Raw genomic sequence first — 24890 nt, 5'->3', positions numbered from 1 at the left:
ATATTGATTTATAGGAGAGAGAGTATATATGGGGGTATCGGCTGCTATAATTGTAAAAGATTCTGAGCGCTGTATGGCCAGATGTTTGGATAGTATTGTAAATGCTGTGGATGAAGTGATAGTAGTGGATACAGGCTCTTCTGACAGAACCGTAGCCATCATAGAGTCCTATCAGATTAAACATGATCACGTCAAATTATTTCATTTTGCTTGGGTGGATGATTTTTCAGCAGCCAGAAACTACTCTTTATCTAAGGTGACTAACAGCTGGGTTTTTGTCGTGGATTCCGACGATGTGCTGCCTGAACAGGATCAGCTTAAGGTTAGAGAATATGTTAATAGAATGAATAAGAAGAATGAGCAGGCAGTATTTGATATTGTCTATGATAATACAGTGAATGGTGTTATTACTGAATCTATCCCTAATGGATACGTACGATTATTTCCGGCTGAATTAAGATACGAAGATAAAATTCACGAACAGATCTCATTTGGCAATTTAAAGAGAATTCAAAGTGATATCCATCTGCTGCACGATGGTTATGATATCAATGTTATCGATATAAAAGAAAAAAAGAAACGTAATTTAACTATGCTCATTGAAAGTTTAAAAGAAGATAATGAGAATGCAAGATTATGGCTTCATCTTGGAAGAGAGATGAGTGTTGTCGATAAAGAAAAGGCGAAAAGGTATTTAGGCATTGCTGAAACTAAAGCAAAAAGTTCTGAACTTATGAAGTGGATCCGGCAGTCACAAGAGGAAATGAAATAATTAAATAAAAAAGGAGAAGATTTATGCAATTGCTCTAAACAATCTTCATCTTAAAGTCGATATATATTTTAGAGCGGTAATACTTCAGGGCGGCCGACCTGTGAAGACGCTAACCACATGGATGTGGAAATAAAAACATTTCAGGGAGGAAATATCAAATGATTATCAACCACAATATTCCGGCTTTAAACACTCACCGTAACATGGGTCTGAACACAAATGCAACTAGCAAAAACATGGAGAAGTTGTCTTCCGGTCTGCGCATCAACCGTGCAGCTGACGATGCTGCTGGCTTATCCATCTCCGAATCCATGCGCGGTCAAATCCGTGGTCTGGAACAGTCCCAACGTAATGCCCAAGATGGTATCTCATACGTACAAACTGCTGAAGGTGCAATGAACGAAGTATCTTCGATGCTGACCCGTATGAAAGAACTGAACGTACAAAAATCCAGTGGAACATATAGCTCCAATGATAAGAGCAATATCAATGAAGAGTTGTCTGAACTGGGTAAACAAATTGATAATATCATGACTAAGACTACTTTTAACGGTATCAGTATTACTAAAGGTGCTACAATTACAGTCAATGATAAAGCAACTGGTTCCATCACAATTGGCAAAATTACAACTACTAGTTTCAGTACTCTGGGTTCCAGCTCCGGTCTTAGTAAGATCGAGGATGCAATTAACGCAGTATCGACTGAACGCGCAAAACTCGGTGCTGTTCAAAACCGTCTGGAGTATACATCCAATAACATCGGTACAACAGTTGAGAACTTGTCTGCAGCAGAATCCCGTATCCGTGATACTGACATGGCTAAGGAAATGGTTGCTCTGTCCAAGAACAACATCTTGCTGCAAGCTTCGCAATCCATGCTGGCTCAAGCAAATTCCGCTCCACAAGGTATCTTGTCTGTACTTCGTTAATCTATACATTTTTTTGGAAAGAGGCCTTGAAATTCAAGGCCTCTTTTCTTTTATTTCATATCAAACCCTACTACATATTCCTTCTCAATTTTCCGATATATAAAGTAACAAACAACAACTGACTAGACGACTGCTCAACATAAATAAGGAGGTATAGGCTTTGAGCCACAAAATTGTATCAGGAGCAAGTTCTCCTACGGGACCGGGTGTCGTATATCTCACGAAGGGTAGTAGTCATAATGATGTTTCAAGTAAGGGTGACGAAGCAACTATTACCATAGCCACCCAATCTGCCGAAAAACAACAAATGATTAAACAATTGGAGAAAGCAATCAGAGCAGTACAAGGACCGGAGAAAACATTTGAAATATCCATCCATGAGCAGACACATGCAATTATGGTTAAGGTATTTGATAAACAGTCAGGTGACCTGATAAGAGAGATCCCATCAGAAAAGTTACTTGATGTAGCTGCAAACTTGATGGAACTAAACGGACTTGTTGTAGACGAGAGGGTATAAAAAGGAGGGTATTATGAGAATTAGCGGATTATCTTCAGGTATGGACATTGACGCAATGGTAAAGCAATTAATGACAGCTGCAAAAGTTCCATTGGATAAATTGAACCAGCAGAAACAACTGCTAGAATGGAAGAGAGAAGGGTACCGTACAGTTAGTACGACCTTAGTTAGCTTTAATGAGAAGTTATCTACTTTAAATAAAGACGAGGCTATCAACTCTAAAAAGGCTACGGTTACTGGAGCAACGGGTGCAGTAACGGCAAAAGCAACGGGGGCAGCCACGAATTCAGTACTGAATATCTCTGTGACTAGTCTGGCAACGGCTACTTCAATAGCTTCCAATGATTACAAAGCTGCTGATGGAACTTCTACAGGTACTCCTAAAAATGCAGGCATTGCTTCTTCCCAGCCTATTTCATCCATTTATTCCGGTACTGAAACAAGCATTACCATAGGAACCGGAATCGCCGGAGAAACACCTGCTACAATAACATTCTCAGCTTCAGATACAATTGAATCTGTGATTAACAAGATCAACAGCAATAAGGACGCAGGGGTTACTGCTGTTTATGACTCAACGACAGGCCGCATGTCTTTAACCCGCAAAGAAACCGGAGACAAAGATATTGTCCTAACCGGTGCATTACTGGAAGAGGGTTTTGAATTTAATACGTCTAAGGTAACACAAGGACAAGATGCTTCTGTTGTGATTAATGGAATTACAACTACTCAATCTTCTAATAGATTTACTATAAACGGCGTTGAAATCTCTTTAACTGGAACTACTCCCACAGGACAAACCAGTCAGATAGAGGTCTCGCAGGACATAGATAAAATGGTTGAATCGATTAAATCATTTGTAGAGACTTACAATGCAACCATTGCGACACTTAATCAAAAGACATCTGAAGAACGATTCAGAACGTACTTGCCTTTAAGTGCGGAGCAGAAGGCGGATATGAAAGAAAATGAGATTACTCTGTGGGAAAATAAAGCTAAAAGCGGTATGCTTAAAGGTGACTCTATAATAGACAAAGCCTTGGTAGATTTGAGAACTGCAATGATTGGCGATGTAATGGTTAACGGAAAGAAAATGAATATTACTCAGATAGGGCTTACTACCGGAAACTATAGTGAAAAAGGGAAACTGATTCTGGATGAGACAAAACTGCGTGCTGCTCTTGAGTCCAATGCAGAGGATGTCTATGCTTTGTTAGGGCAAACGGATACCTCGAACAAAACAGACTACACATCAAGTGACGGTCTCTTCAACCGATTGAGAAAAATCGATAATGTAGCCCTATCCTCAATGTATGACAAGGCTGGAACGTCGCGAATAAGTACTGACCTGACAACTTCTTTTTTGGTTACAAGCCAAATGGGTGACCAGTTGAGAGCTTTTGAGACGAGAATTGCTGATATGAATAGAAGGCTTACGATGAAAGAAACCCAATATTATAAACAATTTACCGCAATGGAAACAGCTATGAATAAATACAATAGTACATCATCCAGCTTGACTAGTATGTTATCTTAATAAAAAGGGAGAGAACTCTTTTGATTACATCACCCCACCAAAAATATCAACAGACCCAACTGCATACAGCTTCACCCGCCCAACTTCTGCTGATGCTTTATGATGGTGCGATTCGCTTTTCTAGAGTAGGTATATCCGCCATCCAAGAAAAGAATTATGAGAAGGCCAACATCAATTTATGCAAAGCACAAGCAGTCATCCATGAGTTAATTGCAGCATTAAACTATGATTATCCTATTGCTAAGACACTCTACCAGGTCTATGAGTATATGATTCACCAGCTTATTAATGCTAATATGAAAAAGATTACTAGTCCGGCAGATGAGGTTGTATCCTATTTGTTAGAGCTGCGAGAAGCATGGGATGCTGCTAATAAGTCATTAAATACCGCTGCTGAGCAAAGTAAATGATTACACCATTGGAAGTTTTTATAGGACAGCTTGAGGCTATTACAGCCAGTTTACTTCAGAATATTGAACAGGCTAGCTATCCGGAACTTGCTGCATTTTCTGAGCAAAGAGAGCAAATTGTGCAGCAGATGTTAGAGTCAAAGGAAGTTCTTTCAAATGAACACAATGAACGTATAACCAGACTTGGGGAATACGATCAATTAATTCTATCCAAAATGCAAGGCTTTAAAAATGAAGCGAGTACTTGGTTGTCCAAACAAGGAGCAATTAGAGAACAGAAAAATGCTTACGGTGCTGCATACAATGTAGATAGTTTTTTTGTAGATCATAAGAAATAAGAAAAAGGTTGGGGTTATCCACATGAAGCGTCTAAGCGTTTGTATGATTGTTAAAGACGAAGAGGAGCTGCTGCCCCGCTGCCTAGATAGTGTACAAGGCATTGCAGATGAGATTATTGTTGTGGATACAGGCTCAACTGATCTTACTAAACAGATCGCAGAAGAGTATTCTGCGCAGCTGTATGATTATACTTGGTCTAATGATTTTGCTGCGGCCAGGAATGAATCTATTCGTCATGCATCAGGGAAATGGATATTAGTACTGGATGCTGATGAGTATTTGGCCAAGGAAGAATACGTTCTATGGAATGATTTTTTAGAGACAGAAAAGCCTATACACCACCTTGCATATACTTTGCCAGTGATCAATTTCACCGGAGATAAAGAATCTGACGATGAGATGACTACGGCACCAGTGACGCGTCTATTCCCTAATTTTAAAGGAATATTTTTTGAAAGACCCATTCATGAGCAATTGACGAGAGGCACTCAGGGTGAGCTTTTCCATAAGAAAATTGCTATGAATATTTACCATACAGGATATCAAACGAAAAGATTAATTGAAAAGAATAAGCATGAGCGTAATATGTCTATTTTTAACAGTATGAAAAAAGACGATAATATGAGTGAATATGATTGGTTTACCTTGGGTAACCAGTATCGGTATGCTAAGAATGAGGAAGAGGCTATTCGGTGTTATGAACGTGCTTTAGTTAGCGATTCATCCAGATTGGCGTGGTACCCGCATTGTTTAATCGGACTGATCAGTTTGTACTTCCAAGAGAACCAGTTATATCTAGTGGATGAGTGGACTACAAATAAGTTGGTTGCATTTAATGAATACGCTGACTACCATACGATTAAAGGAATTCAATATGAAACGATGGGGTTCTTTAAACAAGCTGAAGAGTGCTATCTTGAAGCCATCAGAATTGCAGAGCAAAGGGCTAATAAGGATCAGGAAATCTGGCTTGTAGACCCTATGTACAGCTTCGAGACTCCTGTACAGCAGTTGGTAGGGATATACTTTAGACTAAATGAGAGCAAGCAGGCCATCTATTGGTTATCAAAGCTCCTTAATAAGAATAACAGAAATCCGCAAGTGTTATTAAAGCTGGTAGAGTGGCTGTGTCAGCATGAAAGCCAAGATGAAGTAACTGTATTTCTGAATAAAATTTACGATGTTAGTAATACTGCTGACTGTGAGTTATTATTTAAAGTTTCCCTCGTACTGGGGCAAGTGGAATTAGTTCGTTATTATGCCGGTCTATTGAGTACATTGGCAAACCTTAGTACATTAGATCAATTACGTTTTGGAATTATGATGGATGATCAGAAAATATGGTTAGATTTTTCAGGCAGGGGTCAATCTGAGTATGAACAGCAGTTTCAAGCTTGGATTCAAATGGCAGTGGGGGCTATTAAATGGAATGGCTCAACCAAACTTCAAAACGTTGCTAAGCAATATCGAAATAAGAGTATAGATGACTTAACTGTAATTATGATTTCTTTTATCCAAGGTGATTTTGTTAATGATGATCAGTTACTGATTCAATACGCTGATAATTTATTTTCAGTAGCGAAACAATTATTCTTGATAAAGGATTATGAGAATTTCGATAAATTTATCCAGGCAATGAAGACGCCGGAACTGATTAATCAGTTGGCTAATTATTTCTTCAACTTGGGTCTTACCGAGCTGGCGATGAACTATTATTCAATATTGCTCGCGGAACAACAGCTGGATTTATCCAGTCTAGTTAACCTGGGAATGTATCATGCCAATCAGCACTTTTATGAGGATGCAGTTGAATTTCTTAGTGCAGCTGTACAGCAGAAACCTTCTTCAAAGCATCTTTACTATACTTTAATAAAGCATGCTGATCGTAAATCTAAGTCCTCTTATATGAATCAATTTATGTCTGAATGCTCAGAGGTTATTAATATTTCATTCGTGAAAGAGTTCTTAACCAAAGAAAAGCAGATATCTGTAATAAAATAAAGAAAAGGCGCGTCCACTGTAGGACGCGCCTTTTAAAATTTATTGTTGATGTAAATTTGTTTTGATGGAGGTTGTAGAGATGTCAGGTGTTCTTTCGAGATAAATGACTTCGCATAAAGACTTTAGTGCATCGAATCTTCCGTGCCAGTCATCTCCCATAACGAATACATCAATATTGTATTTTACGATATCCATTTTCTTCTGTTCCCAACATTGTTCTGGAATAACCTCATCCACGTATTTAATGGCTTCCAGCATCATTTTACGCTTTTCATAAGAGAAATATGCTGTTTTGTGTTTGATAGTATTAAATTCATCAGTAGAAAGGGCTACAGTAAGATGATCACCAAGTCCCCTGGCTCTTTGGAATAAAAGAATGTGTCCGTAATGCAGGAGGTCAAACGTGCCATAAGTAATTACTTTTTTCATAGATGCCTCCTGTTCATGTTATAGATTTTAACTTGTCTCTTAAAAGTTCTGTCATCTCCACTCGGGAACTTAGTCGAAGAGCTTCCTCATAATGCCTAATAGCCTCTATCTTATCACCTAGCAACTCAAAGACATACCCTATATTGTATAAAAGGTCTTCGTCCCAAGGAAAATGCTTATAGCCAGCTTGAAACGTATGGATAGCTTCTTGTGGATCGTTGTTTAATAAATGCAGCATCCCGTTCATGGAAAAGATGTCTGAATCTGCAGAATTGCTCTCTAGATAATTCTGTATAGCTTCATTGGCTAGTACAAGTTGGCCTTGATCAATGATCCCTTGGATCATGCTTTTAACCTCTTGTTGCATCTTCCGGTGCTGCAGCGATTGTTCCCGTCGGTGGTAAATTAACTCGGTGTTGTCCTGAATAAAAGAATCAATAAGCTTCCAAATTCTTTCGGATGAATGCGGATCCTTATATTTATGGCATAGGTTTAGAATGGTACTTCTCTCACTCTTGTACCACTCAGGTTCATTCAGTAAGCGAATAATTGTCTCTTGTAAATCCTCTTGTGAGGAAATTTTGGGTCCGGGTGTCCAGAATTCATAGGGTTCTAGTAAAAACCCGCGATTCTCCCTATAATCTTCTAAGTCGGTAGGGAGGAACATCATAGGCCGGTCTAATAACAGATAGTCGATGTACACTGAGGAGTAATCCGTAAGAAGCATATCAGCTGCATTCAGGACATCATAAAGATCCAAGCCAGCCGTTTCTAACCGTTCGTCATTTAATGTATATACTTTTTCAGCAGTAAGTTCCTGTAATTCCTTAGAGAAGAAACGCTCTTCAAAAGGATGGAGCTTAATAATGAGTATGCTATTGTTACTTCGGAGGAACTGAACTAACTGATCCTTATTAAATTCAGGTAATCCAAAGAGATTGCTGAAGTTTTTACCGCCTTCTATTTTATCAGGATTAATAATTGATTTACGGAATGTAGGCATGAAAAAAATAATGTTCTCTCCAGTGTCCTTATACTCGGGAATTACACGCATTAAATGAGCTCGGCCGTTTGCTGTAAGCAAGGCATCATTACGTGGGACACCTGTAATCTGGTATTGCTGAATTCGCGCTCCGCTACAAGCGTTCATAGCTGTATTATAAAGGGAAGAATAAGACATGATCATATCAACATTTGACCAATAATTAGAGATTTTTTCATCTGTAGCAGTCTCTTGCTTATCCATTTTAGCCATGCCCTTAAGAGGGAACCCGTGCCACAATTCAACATTTACTTTGTCATCACGCGTAGCATGTTCACCGTGTGTTGTAATATAAACATCGCTATTATTGAGATTACGGTTATACAAGGCTTGTTGTGATGTGAGTAATTCAATATCATATTTGTCTCTCAACGCGTCTGGAGCAGCGCGATATAAATGATGATTGTTAGAACCTGACGAAGAGGTATGGAATAATGTGATTTTGATTTTGTTAGTAGTCATCCGTGGTCCTTTCTGAAGCTATATTAATTATCGTATACTTTCTTATCGGTTATTTCATTAGGAGGATAAAGATGATTATAACTCTATTATTATTGGTAAACTATTCATATTTTATTTTATGAAGAAAGCTCCATGAATTCGACAAAATAACCGATATAATCTTAAAAGGTATCATTTATTTGGGGGAGCTTATATATGCAAAAGGCAAGTATAATTATCGCTGTTTTTCCAAATCAGTTCGAATATATGAAGGCTTCTATTGATAGTATCCGAAGATTTACTACTAAAGGATCATATGAGCTAATTGTCGTGGAGAGCGGCAGTTGTTTAGAAACTAGGAATTGGCTGGCTGAGGAAACGGAAATCAGATCCCTTTTTTTTGAGGAGCAATTATCCTTGAGTATAGCTTTAAATGAAGGGATGAAAGTTTCCAAGTATGATTCTATATTGATCATGCATGAAGATACATTGGTCACTGAGAATTGGTTAGAGCTATTATTAGATGAACTTTATAAAAATAGTAAAACTGGAGCAGTAGGCCCTCTTACAAATTTTGCTGATGATGACCAGGCAGAAGCTGTTCAGTTCGCATCGATGGAAGAGTTGCTTGCTTATGCAAGAGGTCTCTCCAAAACTAATATCGTAGAAGAAAGAATGACCCTATCCGATTTTTGTTTTCTATTCAAGAGGTCGGTTTTAGAGACCACGGGGTTACTGGATGAGCAACTGAATGGACATACTGCCATTATTGATTTTGGTTTACGAATTATAGAACATGGTTATACGTTAGCGTTATGCAGACACGCTTATGTACACCATTATGGAATCAATGAGGTTAGTACGGACAAGATCCATCAAAGAAGATTTAAAATAAAGTGGGGTTTTAATTGCGAGGCTGTTAAAGTGGAATCCAACATTTTTCGTTTTCTCGAAATCCAAAATGAGAATATTTATAAAATCTTAATTTTGGGTTTAGTTAAAGGGAAGAATGCGACTACCTTAAAAATAAAGCAGATGTATCCTGATGTTGAAATTAAATACTGCGATATTGAACAGCTATCTCAGCTTAACCGAATTGAAAAATTCGATTATATAATATTGAGTTCTTTAGTTGATCCTGAGCATAACTTATCAGATGTGAAAGAAATGCTAGCTAAGCATGGTCAATTGATTATCGAGTTCTCAAATATCAATTTTGTTGGGGTAATTAAACGATTGTTATTAGGGGAAGGACTAGACGCAGATAAGAGATATTGGAATTTAGTGGATATTGGTGCTCTTTTTGAGGAAGCTGGATTTCAAGAATTGGACTTTGAATATGTATATAACGATACTCTTCAAGAACAAGATGATTTATTTATTCAGGGACTTGGAGATCTGGTTGAGAAATTGCCCCAGGTCTTTGAAATATCAAGTTTTCTAGTAAGTGCGAGAATGATATCCAAGAATGGAATGCTACATGAACTGTTTAGTAAGCTATTACAGGCATCGAACGAGGAGACTGTATCTAGTATACTTCGATTTAAAACAATTCAAATTGTTTCTGCATTAGACAGCTATGCGGGTCCAGTTGTGCCTTTATTGAACTACTTAGGAATATCCAATTTGGAAAGACGGAATATGGATGATATTATTCCTTACCTGAGCAGAGCGTATGAACTTGAGTCAGATAATTCTACGACTCTCATTAATCTAGCTACGGTCATGCATTCAGTTGGTGAGGATGAACAGGCTCTGGGGTGGCTTGAAAGTATCGGAGATAAGAGTGAGCATGTAAGCAAATGGGTTAGGGAATTAAAGCAAACTATTTTTGATAAGAAACTTGCGAAATCAAAAATTAAGTTTCTTTTGAGAAGGATTGAAAATAATGTGGAACGTGAAGCTTCTTCTATGGAGTTAATAGCTTTATTACAACAAAATGAAGTTTCTACTAACCAAATTATAGAATCAGTAATGGCTGATATTGTAGATAAGATAGGGACACTAAATCGTGTAGCAATAAATTGTTTTAATTCAGGATTGTATGAAGTTGTAATTCCTCTGTTAGAAAAATCACATATTGTTGAACCTGAAAATGAAGATACTCTATTTAACCTGGGATATATATTGTTTAAGTTCGGAGCGTACAATGAGGCACTGGATTTTTTAATGAAAATTCGTGAACCGGATGAAGATGTTTTGAGCTTACAGCGGGATATTGAGGGGAGTAAGAATCATGGATATAAATAAGGTATGCTTTATTACTTGTCTTGATGATGAAATTCAGCATGAAGAATCGGTTCGATATATTCGTTCTTTAAATATTCCGGAGGATTTCCAAATAGAAGTAATAGCTGTTCGTGATGCTGAGGGAATGGCGGTTGGTTATAATAGGGCAATGATTCAATCTAATGCAAAATATAAAGTTTACTTACATCAAGATGTTTTCATTGTTAACCCTAATTTTATTAGTGATATTTTGCTGCTTTTTTCTAAAAATCCCAAGCTTGCTTTAATTGGTGTTAAAGGGGGAGCAGAAATTCCCCCAAGTGGTTTATGGTGGGAAGCTGCAGATCTATATGGGAAAATATATGAAAGTTCTAAAGATAATCGAATGCAACTATGTCTGCATAATGAAGTGGCTTCTGATTATGAATCTGTAGAGGCTGTCGACGGATTAATTCTTATTACTCAATACGATCTTGCATGGCGCGATGATCTAATGAAGGGTTGGCATATGTATGATACAGCACAATGTTTAGAGTTTAAAAGAAGAGGATACGAAGTAGGTGTTCCTTATCAAATCGCTCCATGGGTTATTCATGATTCTGGCCCATTGAGTTTTGAAGGCTTTGAACAGGGAAGGCTGGCGTTTCTTAATGAATATTCCAAGGATATTCATCCGTTGGTCAGTATTTTAATTCCAGCTTACAATAGGCCTTATTACTTAGAACTAGCCTTACAGAGTGCTATATGTCAATCGTATAAAAATATTGAAATTATTATTGGAGACGACAGTACGAATGATGAGGTTCAGAAGGTTATAGCTCCTTATTTAGAAATGTACGATAATATTATTTACCATAAGAACCCTGAAAATCTAGGTATAGGTAATTGGCACAAGCTTTATGAGCTTGCAAATGGAGAATATATTAATTATCTTATGGACGATGATTTATTTTGTTACGAGAAAATAGAAAAAATGGTTCAGGTTTTTCAACTCAATAAAAATATATCACTTGTAACTTCATTTCGAGAACTAATTGACCATAACGGTGAACACATTCCTTCAAGACCATCTACAAGAAAGTTATTTGAAAAAGACAATCTTATAAATGGCAAACAGTTTGGTTCTATGTTACTAAGCCAAATTTGGAATGCAGTGGGTGAACCGACCACTGCAATGTTTCGTAAAAAAGATATCACTCAATTTGGCTATTTTCACGGAGAGAGTTACACTTTTTTGAATGATTTCGCAAGTTGGATTTCTTTAATGGAGCTAGGAGACGTTATGTATTTATCGGAGCCACTCAGTTATTTCAGGCAGCATGGAGAACAGAATCAATTAAATCCTAAATATAAAATTTTAACTAATAGTGAATGGTTTAACTTGATTTTTGAATCCAAGAAGCACGGCTTTTTAAAAGAAGAACGAATGTATAAGGAAGCTATCAGTAACTATATCAAATTAGTATTAGATAATATTACTTTTTTTCGTGATTTAAATTTAGAAAATATGTTAACAGAGAAATTGACTGACAATTATCTTTCGAGAGCAATTGAAGAGTTATTAACCTAAATATTAGGAAGAAGGCGAAAAAATGAAACATATACCGTTTATGAAGCCAAATTTAGTGAAGAGCGAAACATATATGGAACTATTAAAAGAAATAGATCATTCTAGAATATATAGTAATTACGGCAAGTTGAATACTAGATTTGAACAGGAAATTGTAACACACTTATACAAGGGCGAAGGTTTTGCATCAACAGTTAATAATGCAACGATAGGATTGATGCTTGCAATAATGATTGCTAAACGCCCTCAAGGTAAATATGCGCTTATGCCTAGTTTCACATTTGCTGCTACTGCCCAGGCAGCTTTATGGTGCGGACTTGAACCATATTTTATAGACGTGAGAGCGGAAGACTGGTGCATGGATGAGAAAATTGTGGCAAAACACATTGAGAAATTAGGGGATGAGGTTGCTGTTGTTATCCCATATGCCACATTCGGTACAGTTGCAGACTTTTCGTACTATCAACATCTTTTAGACAATGGCATGCCTGTTGTAATAGATGCTGCAGCAAGCTTTGGCAGTACTCACATGGGAAAGGGGGTTGAGCAGTCCTTCAGCGGACCGATAGTATATAGTTTTCATGCCACTAAATCTTTTGGTATAGGGGAGGGAGGATTAGTGTATTGCAAGAACGAGCATTTTATACAACAACTCAGACAGGCTGGTAATTTTGGGTTTAGCGAAGCAAGAGAAAGTACTCAAATGGGGTTGAACAGTAAGTTGTCTGAATATGCTGCAGCCGTTGGTTTGGCGACCCTTAAGGTATTCAAAGAAAAATGCCTGGTAAGACAATCCATTAAAGAGACATATATTTCAAAAATGGAGAAATTGGGGCTGTTTAACCAAGGTTGGGACTACCATCGCACAACGGGCGAAGTAGCTCATCAAAATGTGTCGATTCTATGCCCGAAGGGGCATTTAGCTGTTGAGATCGTTAGTATGTTAGGTGAATATGGAGTTGAAGCAAGAACATATTTTTCACCTGCATGTCACCAACAAAGCTTTTTTGCAAAATACCCTACCTCTGATCTTAGTGTTACTGAAGAAATTGCTTCACGTGTTATAAATTTACCCCTTTGGGAAGAACTTGTAGATGAGGAAATTGAATATGTAATGGAAGCATTAGCTGCAATAAATTCAGTACTATTGGGAGAATCGATGCATGAAGCATAAAAGATGCCTTGCTGTTATTGATACGAAATTCCCGTGGATGATGAGTGGGTTTCGTTATTGGGAGAATTATTATATAAAGCAAGAACGGCCGGATACCTTCTTTTTCGCTGTGCAACCACACACAGATCCATTTCCGGCGAAAGTCTATCATTTAAGTGAATTTGAGAATATGGTAGTAAAACACGGGATAACTGATGTGTATTGTGTGTTTTTGAACTTGATGCTAAGTTTACTTGGAGAAAACGTTATGGGAAATGAAAAAGTACCAGGCTCGAATTCTTTATGGTCTATCAGAGAAACCATAGAGAAATACAATCTTCAGCTTCATACTACGCTCTATCCGGGTGGAGGATTAGATCCTAGTACTCCTAAAGAATATATTGTGCGCGCAGGTCGCAGCTGCAGAACTATATTCACAAATATAAATGAAGTTTCGAATATTCTCCCCAATAGTATATTCATTCCAGGTATGATTAATAGTAAGTTTTATACAATGCAAGAGAAGCAGAGTGAATATCCTATAGAGCTTGTATTTTGTGCAGATAACGCCATTCGAAAGGGCTTTCCTACGTTGGTTCATGCATTTAATCGACTGAGTGATGAATTCCATTTGCATATAGTAGGTAACTGGAGTAAGGAATTATATAGTTTAACTAATCAAAATTTCACATATCATGGGGCATTAAATCCATTGCAATTAAGGCAATTGTATAAAGAGTGTCATGTTTTTATTAGTTGTAGTACACAAGATAAGTTTGCCCTGGATGGTTTTCCAACAACAGCTGCAGGAGAGGCTATGGCAACAGGGTGTGTCTTGATAAGTACAAATGCTAGGAATGATGAGAGGATTATTGAAAATGTACAGGACTATTATGAAATAGAAGAGGACAATCCGGAAATGCTTTATAAAACATTGAATGCTGTTCTTGATAATTTCCCTGCAGTTCAACAAATGGGTTACAATGCAGCAAAGAAGATTCAATCCTTATTGGATGCTGAAATGAATGTTAAGATGAAACTGGAATTTATTTTTTCTGATTCACAAGAATAGTGGAATCCAAGATAATAAAGGATTCAAGGTAAAATAGCGGAATTGCAACAAACAGCTAATTTTGGGGGATATCTTAATGAGAAAACGTCTTGTGATTGCTGGGGCTGGAAGTTTTGGTAGAGAGGTATGGCAGTGGGCGAATCATGTTGTAACAGAGAATAGAAGTTGGGATTCAGTGGTTTTTATTAATGATATAGATACTAGTGGGAAAATCATCGAATCTCAGATAGATTGTCCAATTATATCAAGTATCGATGAGTATATGCCGCAAAATAATGATGTAGTTGTATGTGCGGTTGGAAATCCAATAGATAAGTCAAACATAGTCAAAAGATTAGAGAAGAAGAATGTTACATTTACAAATATAATCCATCCGACAGCGATAATTGGCAGCGGAGTTCAATTGGGATTAGGAATTGTGCTATGCCCATATACAGTTATCTCTGTGAATGCGAAATTAGGAGATCATGTTGCTGTAAATATTTGCTCGACTATAGGTCATGATTCAAAAATAGGGGAAGGTACAATCATTAGCAGCCACTGTGATGTAACGGGTTTTTGTGAGCTTGATGAGAGGGTTTTTTTAGGCTCTGGAGCAAGACTGCTTCCTAATAGTAAAATAGGCGCATTTGCTACGGTTGGTGCAGGGTGTGTAGTTTTAAATGAAGTAGAGCCATATAAAACAGTGGCAGGCGTTCCAGCAAAATATATTTAGATATATTCTACTTATGAAGTAATAATATGGGGTGAGGATTTGAATGCTTCAATTAAAGGGTTATTAAACCATCTCGAAATACTTGATTCGATAAATCCAATTATTCACAATGAAGATGAATATGCTATAGCCATAAATTCAATTATTGATGAGTTTTTGATTCTTTGCGATTATATTAAGGAACGTTCCGATAACTACATTTTGCTTGAGAGCAAAACTAGTGAATTATTAGTAAGTATGATTGAATTGTTTAACCGAAGAGAATTTGAAATTTTAGTTCACAAAACCCAGGCTTTAATAGGAGTTATTCAGGAATGGACAATTATAGTGCGAAATTTAATGATGATTTCAATAGTAGTAGTAGGTGTCAATTATTTCACTTCTAGAGCAACTCAATTCTTCAAAAGTAATAACTACAGAATTATCGCCTATTTAGACCATACTAAATCATTTGTTGGAAAGAATATAGAGGGTCGTCCGGTCATTTCAGAAGCTGAGTTGCAAAACTATGAATTCGATTTTCTGCTAATAATGAATAATGAAGACCTAAACACCTCGCTTAAGAGGGAGTATAAGTCCAAGTGCGTTGATTACTATTCCTATGCAAAGCGTTACATGACAAAGTATTATGAACTGTTTAGAACAAGGTATTTACATAGTATGTTATATGCTCAATTAGAAGAGTCAAAGTCGAATAAGGAATTGGAGGTTATTATTACGGGGCTTTCTTATGCCCAGCGTGGAATTGATGAAAGCTACTTCTCAAGGAACGCTGTGAAACTTTGTAGTAGTTCACAAGACTTATATTTTGATTATCAATTGTTAAAAGAAATTCTAAGAACAGAAAATAACTTTACTCATTGTATATTAGGTTTATCTTATTACTCATTTAATTATGATCTTTCATTGTCCAAATCGCAGGAAGCGTTAGTAAGGGAAGTGTATTATCCTCTATTGTTAGATTCCCATCATTTAGAGATTCAAAACGCAGAATTAATTCCATTGGGGCTAGAAAGCATAGATGAATTAATACCTGCACCCAAATTCTTTACGGATAAAAACCTGCTTAAAGCTTTTATTAAGCACCATAGTGAGGACGAGATTTCTCGTATCAACGATAAATTTTGGAATAATCCAACTGAAGATCTTCCATTGGAGTGGCTTGCAAAAACTAGGGCAGAGTCTCATTCTAAACTAGATTATCATGAAACAAGAAGAGAAAATGTGGAGATATTTAATTCTATACTTTTTCTTCTGGAGGCTAACAACATCAAGCCAACAGTTGTGATATATCCTACACAAAAGATATATTCAAATTATTTTTCGAAAAAAAGATTAACAGAATTTTATGAGATTTTGGACGAAGTAAAATTGCAAAAAGATTTTCAACTGATAGATATGTTTTCATCCTCTTATTTTAAGGAAAATGATTTTTCGGATGGAGATCATCTGAACAAGATAGGTGCAAGGAAGATGACATTGTATCTTGAGAGGAATATTTCATGGTAGATGATAGACTATTCTTTAAGGAGAAAATTAGGAGGAACAACTAATACCAAGTGGACTAGGAGGTGCTTTTAATTAATATATCAATTAAACTTGTGAATGCAATAGATCAAAACATTCAATATTTAATTAGAAAGATTGGGATGCTTGAATTTCAAGAAAAAAATTTTAAGATTTCGTTTAATAATATGGTTGACGATTTTGTTACTCTTTATGAACACGTGGCTACTAGCGGAATCAATTTAGAGATTTTTAATCAATTTTCTTCAACATTAGTAGATTATATTGAAAAGTTCAACATTAATCATTCGCAGCCTCAATATATCCTATTAAATGATTTGTTTCCCCAATTCTACATTATTAAAGCTGTGGTTAAATTGAGCGGTTGTAAGTATTTTGTGAATAATTATGCCGGGAAACGAATTCTCACTATTACAGGGCATGATGAACTAAACTCGGGCATTGAGTTGGATTTTATGAATATTAATAATTATGGATTTGATTTTATAATTATAAAATGCAAAGAATATGAGGAAGTTAAAGTTGGACTCATCTATTTGTCAGTAAGCTATAGTATTATTTTACCTTCAAGTTATCCCAGCAGAAACGGTATAGAAACGTTTCAGTCAGAATCATTTTTCAACTTGGAAAACAATGATTTTAGTTTGATATCGGATGATTGTTGGGGAGGGTTTCTCTATAAGCAATTAGGTTTACCCTACAACACACCATTTATGTGGATGTATATTAGAAATAACGACTACTTAAAATTAATAAGTGATATCTACTATTACCTCAATCAAAAATTAAAATTTATTAGTATCCCTGGATATAATCATCCTATCGGGCTATTAGATGACGTATATATCTTTTTTAATCATTACAGAAATGAAGAAGAAGTTGAAGGGAAATGGAAGAAAAGATTAGAACGATTTAATTGGGATAATATTTATTATAAGTTTTCTGCGGTATGTGAAGAAGATGTAAGAGTTTTTAATGCGATTTTAAAAGAAACCGATAAAAAAATCAGCTTTTCACACCAAGCCTATGCTTATCCTCAAAATATTCATTTAACAGGATGGCAGGATGAAGAAGTTAGGCGACAGTATGCAGGTTTTTACCAATACCTTCACTTACATTCAAATAAATATTTCGATGCGGTTGAGTGGTTAAATGGAAGCGGGAATTTCAGAATCCAACATTAAGAAAGGGCTGACTAAATGCTTTCACTAAAAACAAGTATCATCCTCCTAACCTATAATAAAATAAAATATACACAGGCCTGCATAGAAAGCATCCGTCAATATACTCCTAAGGGTACTTATCAACTAATCGTTGTAGACAACTTATCGACAGACGGGACACGTGATTGGTTAGCAGACCAGACGGACATTCTTACTATTTTTAATGAAGAGAATGTTGGATTTCCAAAAGGCTGTAATCAAGGGATAGATATTGCAACGGGTGATAATATCCTTCTATTGAATAATGATGTGCTGGTAACCCGGAACTGGTTAAGTTTAATGAATGATTGCCTATATAGTTCCGATGATATTGGAGCTGTAGGACCCGTCTCTAATAGTGCATATGGAGATCAGGAGATTAATGCATCCTATTCTACACTTGATGAAATGTGGGATTTTGCCAACAAATATAACATTATTAACACACCCGACTGGGAACAGAAAATAAAGTTGATTGGTTTTTGTATGTTGATTAGAAAAGAGGTCGTTGAACAGGTCGGACTCTTAGATGAAATATTCAGCCCAGGAATGTGTGAAGACGGAGATTATTCATTACGCATTATTCAAGCGGGATACAAGCTGATGGTATGTCGAAATATATTTATTCATCATTTCGGATCTACCTCCTTCGGAGAGATGCCTGAACTACGTCAACAATTATGGGCACGGAACAGAGAAAAATTTGTTGGGAAGTGGGGGTTGCCTACAGCCTACCGTTCAAAAGAAGAACTTGTTCAGTTGATCGATGAAGCGGATCGCCAAAAATCTATTAGGGTACTGGATGTCAATTGTGGAAGTGGAAGTGCACTGTTAAGGGTTAAGTACCTTTACCCTGCGGCCGATGTGTACGGTATAGAAGAGAATGTGAAGGCCGCTGATATCACAAGTACATTTGCAAATGTTAAAGTGGGGAAGATTGAAGAGATTAAACTAGAAGAAAATTTCTATGATTATATTATTCTCAGTGATGTATTTGAACAACTGATCAATCCATGGAGCTATGTCTCAGATCTTAAGAACGCTCTAAAAACAGATGGTAAAATGCTTGTTAGTATTTCAAATGCTTCTCATTATGGTTTTTTATTTTCTTTGTTAAAGAACAAATCGCTTTATGGAGACAATAATGTATTAAACAACAATCAATTACGTCTATATACACTGACAGAAATTCAAAGTCTCTTTGTCCAAGCCGGATTTAGTCAGATTGAATATTCGCAGGAACAGAATCAGATCTCTGAAACAGAACATCAATTTATTGATCAAATAGCAAGATTGAGCGGGCTAAATAATTCGGAACATCTTAGAACAACGCGATATAACCTAAAGGTAATGAAGCAGGCTCCTCTATCTTCAGTGGACAGAATTAAGGATTTATTGGAGCAATTAAGCGGTAGTAATGAAGAAGGACTATCTTCAGTTACTAAGATAATTGACATGATGAAAGAGCAACTGATAAACCCCGCCATGATCATTGAGGCCATGAAGTCACTGAATATTAATAAACAAAATGTCTATAATTTCTTAGCCAATAAATTCTTTGAAGCGGGGTTATACAACGATATTGTACCGCTACTTAATGCATCACTTGAATTGAATCCCAAACATCACGACACGTTGTACAATTATGCCTTTATTCTCCATAGCGTAGGGGCAGGCGAGGCCGCATTACAATACCTGAAGTTAATGGATACTGAAGATGAAGAGTCATCCAGGCTTCTGCACAATGTCCTTCATAGTTTGGAGAGAATATAAATGAGATTATCGTTGGTGATGATTGTGAAAAATGAGGAATCTACTTTAAGACGTTGCATAGATAGTGTATCTAAATACGTTGATGAAATTATAATTGTAGATACCGGATCAACAGATAATACGAAATCAATTGCTCTCGAATATCAATCGAGAGTTTTTGACTATCGGTGGACCAGCGACTTTGCAGCTGCCCGTAACTTTGCTTTGGAGCAGGCGACCGGTGAGTGGAGTTTGGTATTGGATGCTGATGAATATATTACTAACGAATGTGCTGATGAGATTCATAGCTTTATTTCTCATTCTCCTGTTGCTATAGGCCAAGTCAAAAGAATAGATAAATTTAATTCGAAAGATGGAGTGAGCTTTGAACAAAGCTATATTTCACGCCTTTTCCCATCAAGTTGCCGGTATTCCGGGAAAATTCACGAACAGGTAGTATCTGCCCTGCCTAGAGTGAGAGTGGGTGTGGAGATTCAGCATGATGGGTATTTTGAAAATAAAAGGTCAGACAGAAACATTCCCATACTCTTGCAAGTAATTGAAGAAAACCCTGAAGATCCGTATTACTATTATCAAATTGCCAAGGAATATCGGGGATTAGAAGAACACGGTAAGTCGTATGCTTCATTAAAGCAGGCATATGGCAAGATCACTCATAAGGAAGGTTATGCTCCGACTCTTATAGTGAACTACTTATATGCAATCATATCTTCGGGTAACTTAGGAGAAGGATTTTCCATAGTCCAAGCTGAACAGGATTTTCTTAGTGAATCTGCTGACTTTTATTTCGTCTCTGCTCTTTTTCTGCTTGAGCTCATCCTGAGTGATCCTGATCAATATAGTGATTTGATTCCCTATATCGAACGATTCTACTTACGTGCACTCGAGATAGGGGAAACGGAACAAGAAGGAAGTGTCATAGGAACCGGAAGTTTTGCTGCTCATCATAACTTAGGTGTTTATTATGAGGTGACAGGAAATATCGCTAAGGCACAAGAGCAGTACAGAAAGGCGGCTGCCTATAACTATCAGCCTTCTTTAGCGAGGTTACAAGGGCCTTAAATGATGAACATTATCGTATTTCAAAGAGGGTGAGTATATGAACAAAACAAGTATTGTCATACTAACTTATAATAAACTCGAGTTTACCATCGATTGTATTGAGAGCATTAGAAATTACACTACTGTAGGAACCTACGAGATTATTGTAATAGACAATGCTTCAACAGACGGTAGCAGAGAATGGCTGTCAGATCAGAGCGATATTATAACAATCTTCAATAATGAGAATTATGGTTTCCCTAAAGGCTGTAATCAAGGAATAGAAGTTGCTACCGGAGACAACATTCTTCTGTTAAATAATGACGTCATCGTTACAACCCATTGGTTGGATAATTTATTGCTTGCACTTAACAGTTCTGCTGAGGTGGGAGCTGTTGGAGCAATCAGTAACGAATGTGCATATTACCAAAGTATCAGTGTTAACTATAAGAATATAGAAGAGATGCAAGAATTCGCAAAAAATATCAATATACATAATCCGCATGAGTGGGATCAACGAATAAAGCTCGTTGGTTTCTGCATGTTGATTAAACGGGAAGTTATTAACGAGATTGGACTGCTTGATGAGATATTTTCACCAGGTAATTTTGAAGATGATGATTACTCTTTCCGGATAATGAAGGCTGGTTACAAGCTATTATTATGTAAGGACACGTTTGTTCATCATCATGGGCATGCAACTTTCTCAGCCAATTCCAAAAGTTTTCACAATATTCTGCATCAAAGTGCCGCGAGATTTAAAGAAAAGTGGGCGTTTGACTCAAGATACTCGACCCATATTAGATTTGACGTTATTGACTTTATGGAGCTTCCACGTAGTGATATACCGATTAATGTATTAGAAGTAGGCTGTGCATGCGGCGGGACCTTGCTTGAGATTAAGAACAGGTATAAGAATGCCGAATTGCATGGCATTGAATTAAATGAAGATTCAGCGGCGATAGCTTCTCTTTTTGCAAAGATTAGTGCCTCAAATGTAGAACATACGTTGGAATATCAGGAGAATTATTTTGACTACATCATTCTTCCGGATGTTCTGGAGCATCTGAATGATCCATGGTCTGTTCTGAAAAACTTAAAGAGGTATCTGAAAGATAACGGCAAGGTGATAGCAAGCATTCCTAATGTAATGCATTACAGTTTATTGCGTGATACTTTACAGGGCAGATGGGAATATGCAGATGCCGGTCTTCTGGATCGTACGCACCTAAGGTTCTTTACGATATACGAAATCGAAAAAATGTTCGATGATGCAGGTTTCATGGATATGAACTATAAGGGCAATGTAATCCCGATTCCAGAAGGGGATGAAGAGTTTATATCAAAACTGGCTAGTTTAGGAAGCTCATCTGTAGAACAACAATATAGGGTTTATCAGTGGTTAGTGAAGGCAGAGAGGAATGATCTAATAGAGAATCTAGGGGGATTAATAAAAAGGATGGATATTACATCTCAGCAGGAGATGGATTTATCGGAAATTATTTCATTAATAAAAAATAATAGTATTGAACCTTTAGAGATTATTAAGTTGGTAGAAGGAAATGCCCAGAAGAAGCAGACAACTTATAATTATTTAGCAATAGGGTTGTACAAAGAGAGAATGTTTGATCATATTATTCCATTGCTATCTCAATCCCTGAATATTAATTCACAGCATACAGAGACACTGTACAATTTAGGATTTATTCTATACGAAGCTAATGAAAAAGAATTAGCCTTAGAGTATCTTCACCGAATAGCAGATAAGGATGAAGATACTCAAGAGTTGATCAATGAGATTACACTTAATTAGCCACTAGTATATCAAAATCTTAGAAATATATAATAGATGTTTCAATACTGTTTTTATGGGTTAAACACTCTTAAACGACAATCCATTTCATCTTTTAATAGCGTCTTTTGTAGAAGAATGTTGAAAATAATAACTTACTATTTTATTGGTATTTTATTGCAAGTAAACATTTTCTTTTCCAATTGACAACTGAGAAGTAGCGGTGGTATAGTCGATTTGTGAGCAAGACTCACGTTCATCTGATGACGAAGGGAATGTTTAGTCAATGGAAGGTAAAGTAAAATGGTTTAACGCAGAAAAAGGTTATGGTTTCATCGAAACTGCCGATGGTGGCGACGTATTCGTACACTTCTCCGCGATTCAAACTGACGGTTTCAAGACATTGGACGAAGGCCAATCCGTAGAGTTCGATATCGTTGAAGGCGCACGCGGACCACAAGCAGCTAACGTCATCAAATTATAATCATCCGGCGAAGCCGACCTACATATATGGTAGATGGTTAGCAATTGAGACAACGCTAGCGTTAGACCTTGGGGATACTCCCCGAGGTCTTTTTTACGTTCATTTCACAAATGACGCGCAACATAAGGCGGAAAAGACACATCATTAGACACTTTGTAAAGTTTTATTTCAAGAATCCGTTAATTTCCTCCAAAATATGGGTAATGAGAGACGTTGGGCTTTTTGTTGCCTAGATAGCACCTCATTATTAGCTTAGGCGTATGCTTCCGAAAAGAACCTAGATAAGAAGACATGCAGTGAAGCCTATGCCCATCAAACACTCAGGAGGATGAACAAAAGAATGAAGAAAACATGGCGTGGCCTTATGGCCGGATTACTTGGTATTTCGATGTTGCTCGGATCATTAGGCAGTGTGTCAGCTGCGGCTACCCCCAAAGACATTCAAGGTCACTGGGCGCAGAAGCAATTGCAGAGCTGGCTGGATAAAGGATACCTGGGCGGTTATCCTGACGGAACGGTGAAGCCGAACAAGGCTATTACCCGTGGTGAGTATGTGGCACTGATCAATCGCCTGTTCGGGTTCACTGAAACGGCTTCCATTAGCTTCACGGATGTCAAAAGCACAAATTGGGTCTACAGCGAAGTAGCCAAAGCCGTAAAGGCCGGTTACATCGGCGGGTATGAAAATAATACCTTCCGTGCCAACAATCCGCTTACCCGGCAGGAAGCGGCTGTCATTGCAGCCAAAGTCCTGAAGCTGAGTACAAGCTCTACTACACTTAAGTTCAAGGACAGTGCCCAAGTGGCAGCCTGGGCCAAAGGTGCGGTTGTAGCAGCAGCAGACAAGAAGATTATTAATGGTTATCCTGACGGAACCTTTGGACCGAAGAAATCACTTACACGGGCCGAAGCGGTAGGAATCATCAGTAACTCTGTTGTCTATAAACCGGCAGGCACTGGTGGAGTGACACCAACACCGGCCCCTACGGCAACGACTGCTCCTACAGCAACACCTGTGCCAAGCACCAGCCCAACAGCAACCCCGGTTACCGGTGGTAGTGGTGGTGGCACTGGCGGTGGTGGCGGCAGCGTTACCTTACCTTCTGTAAGCAACGTGACCTACGGTCATGTGGGTTCGGTTACTGCAGATGTATATGTTACGCCTTCGGTAACAGGGGCAGTATACTATGTAGTTGCTCCTTACAGCATGAATGTAACAGCACCAACTACAGCGCAAGTGAAAGACGGATTGACTAGTGCAGGAACAGCAGGCGTTCACTCTGGCACAATCGCAACAACTGCTAATACAACCGTTGCGTTCTCTGTATATGGTCTGAGTGCAGGTACTGAATATACCGTATATGTCGCTCTGGCAGATAATTCAGGCAATTGGTCTGGCGTAACACCGCTTCGATTGAAAACAGCAGCAAGCAGCACCACATCGCTTACACAGGTTGGAGTGACTAGCATTGGAACGGTGACTGCCGATGTATATGCTAAATACGGCCAGACTGGCGAACTCGCTACACCGCTGAAATATGTTGTGGTTAAAGCAACCGAAGCTGATCCGAGCGCAGCGCAAATTGCTGCCGGGCAGGATAGTGCTGGCGTTGTCTTAACGGGAACTTTTGCGGGTCCGAATTCTACAGTATCTCCAGGTGTAAAGCATACCTTTACGCTGAGCGGACTGACTTCCAACACAGCCTATAAAGTCTTTTTCATCACTGGTACTAATGGTAACTTCTCCCCAGTAGAGATTTTGCGCATCCAGACCAAATAAGTAAGACAAATAATTCAGACGCTACTGTCTGCAATATGCAATATGTCAGCAATCATTCATAATCTAGACTTCAAAGTGAGATAATACTGTAGCTGTAATGGTCCGGCCAGGGCGAGTTCATGCGCTAGCCGG

General features: G+C 37.7%; 21 protein-coding genes. 19 read left to right on the top strand and 2 right to left on the bottom strand.

Features of this window, described 5'->3' with window-relative positions; genetic code table 11:
- The first annotated feature begins 28 nt into the window (after positions 1 to 28).
- From GC101_RS10170 to GC101_RS10140, 7 genes are all read left to right on the top strand, one after another.
- Positions 29 to 772: a glycosyltransferase family 2 protein gene (locus GC101_RS10170; RefSeq protein WP_171717154.1), complete on the top strand. Its 744-nt coding sequence runs from the start codon at positions 29 to 31 to the stop codon at positions 770 to 772.
- 158 nt (positions 773 to 930) lie between these two features.
- On the top strand, positions 931 to 1701 hold the full coding sequence (locus GC101_RS10165; RefSeq protein WP_171717153.1) for a flagellin N-terminal helical domain-containing protein: 771 nt from the start codon (positions 931 to 933) through the stop codon (positions 1699 to 1701).
- 160 nt (positions 1702 to 1861) lie between these two features.
- Positions 1862 to 2221: a flagellar protein FlaG gene (locus GC101_RS36035; protein ID WP_246354263.1), complete on the top strand. Its 360-nt coding sequence runs from the start codon at positions 1862 to 1864 to the stop codon at positions 2219 to 2221.
- A 13-nt stretch (positions 2222 to 2234) separates the two neighbouring features.
- Positions 2235 to 3758 (top strand): flagellar filament capping protein FliD, encoded by a 1524-nt coding sequence (fliD, locus tag GC101_RS10155; protein WP_171717152.1) that lies wholly within the window; start codon positions 2235 to 2237, stop codon positions 3756 to 3758.
- Positions 3759 to 3778: 20 nt separating this feature from the next.
- Positions 3779 to 4168 carry a flagellar export chaperone FliS gene (gene fliS, locus GC101_RS10150; protein ID WP_171717151.1) on the top strand — a complete coding sequence of 130 codons (390 nt, stop codon included), beginning with the start codon at positions 3779 to 3781 and terminating at the stop codon, positions 4166 to 4168.
- Positions 4165 to 4506: a flagellar protein FliT gene (fliT, locus tag GC101_RS10145; RefSeq protein WP_171717150.1), complete on the top strand. Its 342-nt coding sequence runs from the start codon at positions 4165 to 4167 to the stop codon at positions 4504 to 4506. Before fliS ends, fliT begins: the two co-directional genes overlap by 4 nt.
- A 22-nt stretch (positions 4507 to 4528) precedes the next feature.
- Positions 4529 to 6508 carry a glycosyltransferase gene (locus GC101_RS10140; RefSeq protein ID WP_171717149.1) on the top strand — a complete coding sequence of 660 codons (1980 nt, stop codon included), beginning with the start codon at positions 4529 to 4531 and terminating at the stop codon, positions 6506 to 6508.
- 39 nt (positions 6509 to 6547) lie between these two features.
- Here the strand turns inward: GC101_RS10140 and tagD are convergent, their stop codons facing one another.
- Positions 6548 to 6937, bottom strand: a complete 390-nt coding sequence (gene tagD / locus GC101_RS10135; protein ID WP_171717148.1) for a glycerol-3-phosphate cytidylyltransferase — start codon at positions 6935 to 6937, stop codon at positions 6548 to 6550.
- A gap of 13 nt (positions 6938 to 6950) precedes the next feature.
- On the bottom strand, positions 6951 to 8441 hold the full coding sequence (locus GC101_RS10130; protein ID WP_171717147.1) for a CDP-glycerol glycerophosphotransferase family protein: 1491 nt from the start codon (positions 8439 to 8441) through the stop codon (positions 6951 to 6953).
- 195 nt (positions 8442 to 8636) lie between these two features.
- On the opposite strand from GC101_RS10130, the gene GC101_RS10125 reads away from it, so the two are divergent.
- The 12 genes from GC101_RS10125 (at position 8637) to GC101_RS10070 (ending at position 24758) form a co-directional block, all read left to right on the top strand.
- Positions 8637 to 10670: a glycosyltransferase gene (locus GC101_RS10125; protein WP_171717146.1), complete on the top strand. Its 2034-nt coding sequence runs from the start codon at positions 8637 to 8639 to the stop codon at positions 10668 to 10670.
- Positions 10657 to 12219 (top strand): glycosyltransferase, encoded by a 1563-nt coding sequence (locus GC101_RS10120; RefSeq protein ID WP_171717145.1) that lies wholly within the window; start codon positions 10657 to 10659, stop codon positions 12217 to 12219. Before GC101_RS10125 ends, GC101_RS10120 begins: the two co-directional genes overlap by 14 nt.
- 22 nt (positions 12220 to 12241) lie before the next feature.
- Positions 12242 to 13393, top strand: a complete 1152-nt coding sequence (locus GC101_RS10115; RefSeq protein WP_171717144.1) for an aminotransferase class I/II-fold pyridoxal phosphate-dependent enzyme — start codon at positions 12242 to 12244, stop codon at positions 13391 to 13393.
- Positions 13383 to 14444 carry a glycosyltransferase family 4 protein gene (locus GC101_RS10110; RefSeq protein WP_171717143.1) on the top strand — a complete coding sequence of 354 codons (1062 nt, stop codon included), beginning with the start codon at positions 13383 to 13385 and terminating at the stop codon, positions 14442 to 14444. The genes GC101_RS10115 and GC101_RS10110 overlap by 11 nt, the downstream gene beginning before the upstream one ends.
- Positions 14445 to 14520: 76 nt before the next feature.
- Positions 14521 to 15159 carry an acetyltransferase gene (locus GC101_RS10105; protein WP_171717142.1) on the top strand — a complete coding sequence of 213 codons (639 nt, stop codon included), beginning with the start codon at positions 14521 to 14523 and terminating at the stop codon, positions 15157 to 15159.
- A 39-nt stretch (positions 15160 to 15198) separates the two neighbouring features.
- Entirely contained in the window at positions 15199 to 16668 is a 1470-nt protein-coding gene (locus tag GC101_RS10100; RefSeq protein ID WP_171717141.1) for a D-alanyl-lipoteichoic acid biosynthesis protein DltD, read from the top strand.
- A gap of 62 nt (positions 16669 to 16730) precedes the next feature.
- Positions 16731 to 17870, top strand: a complete 1140-nt coding sequence (locus GC101_RS36725; RefSeq protein WP_171717140.1) for a DUF1919 domain-containing protein — start codon at positions 16731 to 16733, stop codon at positions 17868 to 17870.
- Positions 17871 to 17885: 15 nt separating this feature from the next.
- Entirely contained in the window at positions 17886 to 19661 is a 1776-nt protein-coding gene (locus GC101_RS10090) for a glycosyltransferase (RefSeq protein WP_171717139.1), read from the top strand.
- Positions 19662 to 20723 (top strand): tetratricopeptide repeat-containing glycosyltransferase family 2 protein, encoded by a 1062-nt coding sequence (locus tag GC101_RS10085; protein ID WP_171717138.1) that lies wholly within the window; start codon positions 19662 to 19664, stop codon positions 20721 to 20723.
- Between the two features lie 37 nt (positions 20724 to 20760).
- Positions 20761 to 22515: a glycosyltransferase gene (locus GC101_RS10080; RefSeq protein ID WP_171717137.1), complete on the top strand. Its 1755-nt coding sequence runs from the start codon at positions 20761 to 20763 to the stop codon at positions 22513 to 22515.
- A 265-nt stretch (positions 22516 to 22780) separates the two neighbouring features.
- Positions 22781 to 22978, top strand: coding sequence for a cold shock domain-containing protein (locus GC101_RS10075; RefSeq protein WP_019915069.1), 198 nt, complete (start codon positions 22781 to 22783; stop codon positions 22976 to 22978).
- Between the two features lie 340 nt (positions 22979 to 23318).
- Positions 23319 to 24758 (top strand): S-layer homology domain-containing protein, encoded by a 1440-nt coding sequence (locus GC101_RS10070; protein ID WP_171717136.1) that lies wholly within the window; start codon positions 23319 to 23321, stop codon positions 24756 to 24758.
- The last annotated feature ends 132 nt before the right edge of the window (positions 24759 to 24890 follow it).

Origin of the sequence: Paenibacillus phytohabitans, assembly GCF_013141775.1 — a bacterium.
Classification (GTDB): domain Bacteria; phylum Bacillota; class Bacilli; order Paenibacillales; family Paenibacillaceae; genus Paenibacillus_AQ; species Paenibacillus_AQ phytohabitans.
Note: the sequence above shows the minus strand (reverse complement) of the source record. Positions and strands in the feature narration are given on the sequence as shown.

What these genes read in the sequence shown, in the direction of transcription:
- GC101_RS10170 (WP_171717154.1), top strand. Translation starts at nt 29, where the DNA reads ATGGGGGTATCGGCTGCTATAATTGTAAAAGATTCTGAGCGCTGTATG.
- GC101_RS10165 (WP_171717153.1), top strand. Translation starts at nt 931, where the DNA reads ATGATTATCAACCACAATATTCCGGCTTTAAACACTCACCGTAACATG.
- fliD (WP_171717152.1), top strand. Translation starts at nt 2,235, where the DNA reads ATGAGAATTAGCGGATTATCTTCAGGTATGGACATTGACGCAATGGTA.
- fliT (WP_171717150.1), top strand. Translation starts at nt 4,165, where the DNA reads ATGATTACACCATTGGAAGTTTTTATAGGACAGCTTGAGGCTATTACA.
- GC101_RS10140 (WP_171717149.1), top strand. Translation starts at nt 4,529, where the DNA reads ATGAAGCGTCTAAGCGTTTGTATGATTGTTAAAGACGAAGAGGAGCTG.
- tagD (WP_171717148.1), bottom strand. Translation starts at nt 6,937, where the DNA reads ATGAAAAAAGTAATTACTTATGGCACGTTTGACCTCCTGCATTACGGA.
- GC101_RS10130 (WP_171717147.1), bottom strand. Translation starts at nt 8,441, where the DNA reads ATGACTACTAACAAAATCAAAATCACATTATTCCATACCTCTTCGTCA.
- GC101_RS10125 (WP_171717146.1), top strand. Translation starts at nt 8,637, where the DNA reads ATGCAAAAGGCAAGTATAATTATCGCTGTTTTTCCAAATCAGTTCGAA.
- GC101_RS10120 (WP_171717145.1), top strand. Translation starts at nt 10,657, where the DNA reads ATGGATATAAATAAGGTATGCTTTATTACTTGTCTTGATGATGAAATT.
- GC101_RS10115 (WP_171717144.1), top strand. Translation starts at nt 12,242, where the DNA reads ATGAAACATATACCGTTTATGAAGCCAAATTTAGTGAAGAGCGAAACA.
- GC101_RS10110 (WP_171717143.1), top strand. Translation starts at nt 13,383, where the DNA reads ATGAAGCATAAAAGATGCCTTGCTGTTATTGATACGAAATTCCCGTGG.
- GC101_RS10105 (WP_171717142.1), top strand. Translation starts at nt 14,521, where the DNA reads ATGAGAAAACGTCTTGTGATTGCTGGGGCTGGAAGTTTTGGTAGAGAG.
- GC101_RS10090 (WP_171717139.1), top strand. Translation starts at nt 17,886, where the DNA reads ATGCTTTCACTAAAAACAAGTATCATCCTCCTAACCTATAATAAAATA.
- GC101_RS10085 (WP_171717138.1), top strand. Translation starts at nt 19,662, where the DNA reads ATGAGATTATCGTTGGTGATGATTGTGAAAAATGAGGAATCTACTTTA.
- GC101_RS10080 (WP_171717137.1), top strand. Translation starts at nt 20,761, where the DNA reads ATGAACAAAACAAGTATTGTCATACTAACTTATAATAAACTCGAGTTT.
- GC101_RS10075 (WP_019915069.1), top strand. Translation starts at nt 22,781, where the DNA reads ATGGAAGGTAAAGTAAAATGGTTTAACGCAGAAAAAGGTTATGGTTTC.
- GC101_RS10070 (WP_171717136.1), top strand. Translation starts at nt 23,319, where the DNA reads ATGAAGAAAACATGGCGTGGCCTTATGGCCGGATTACTTGGTATTTCG.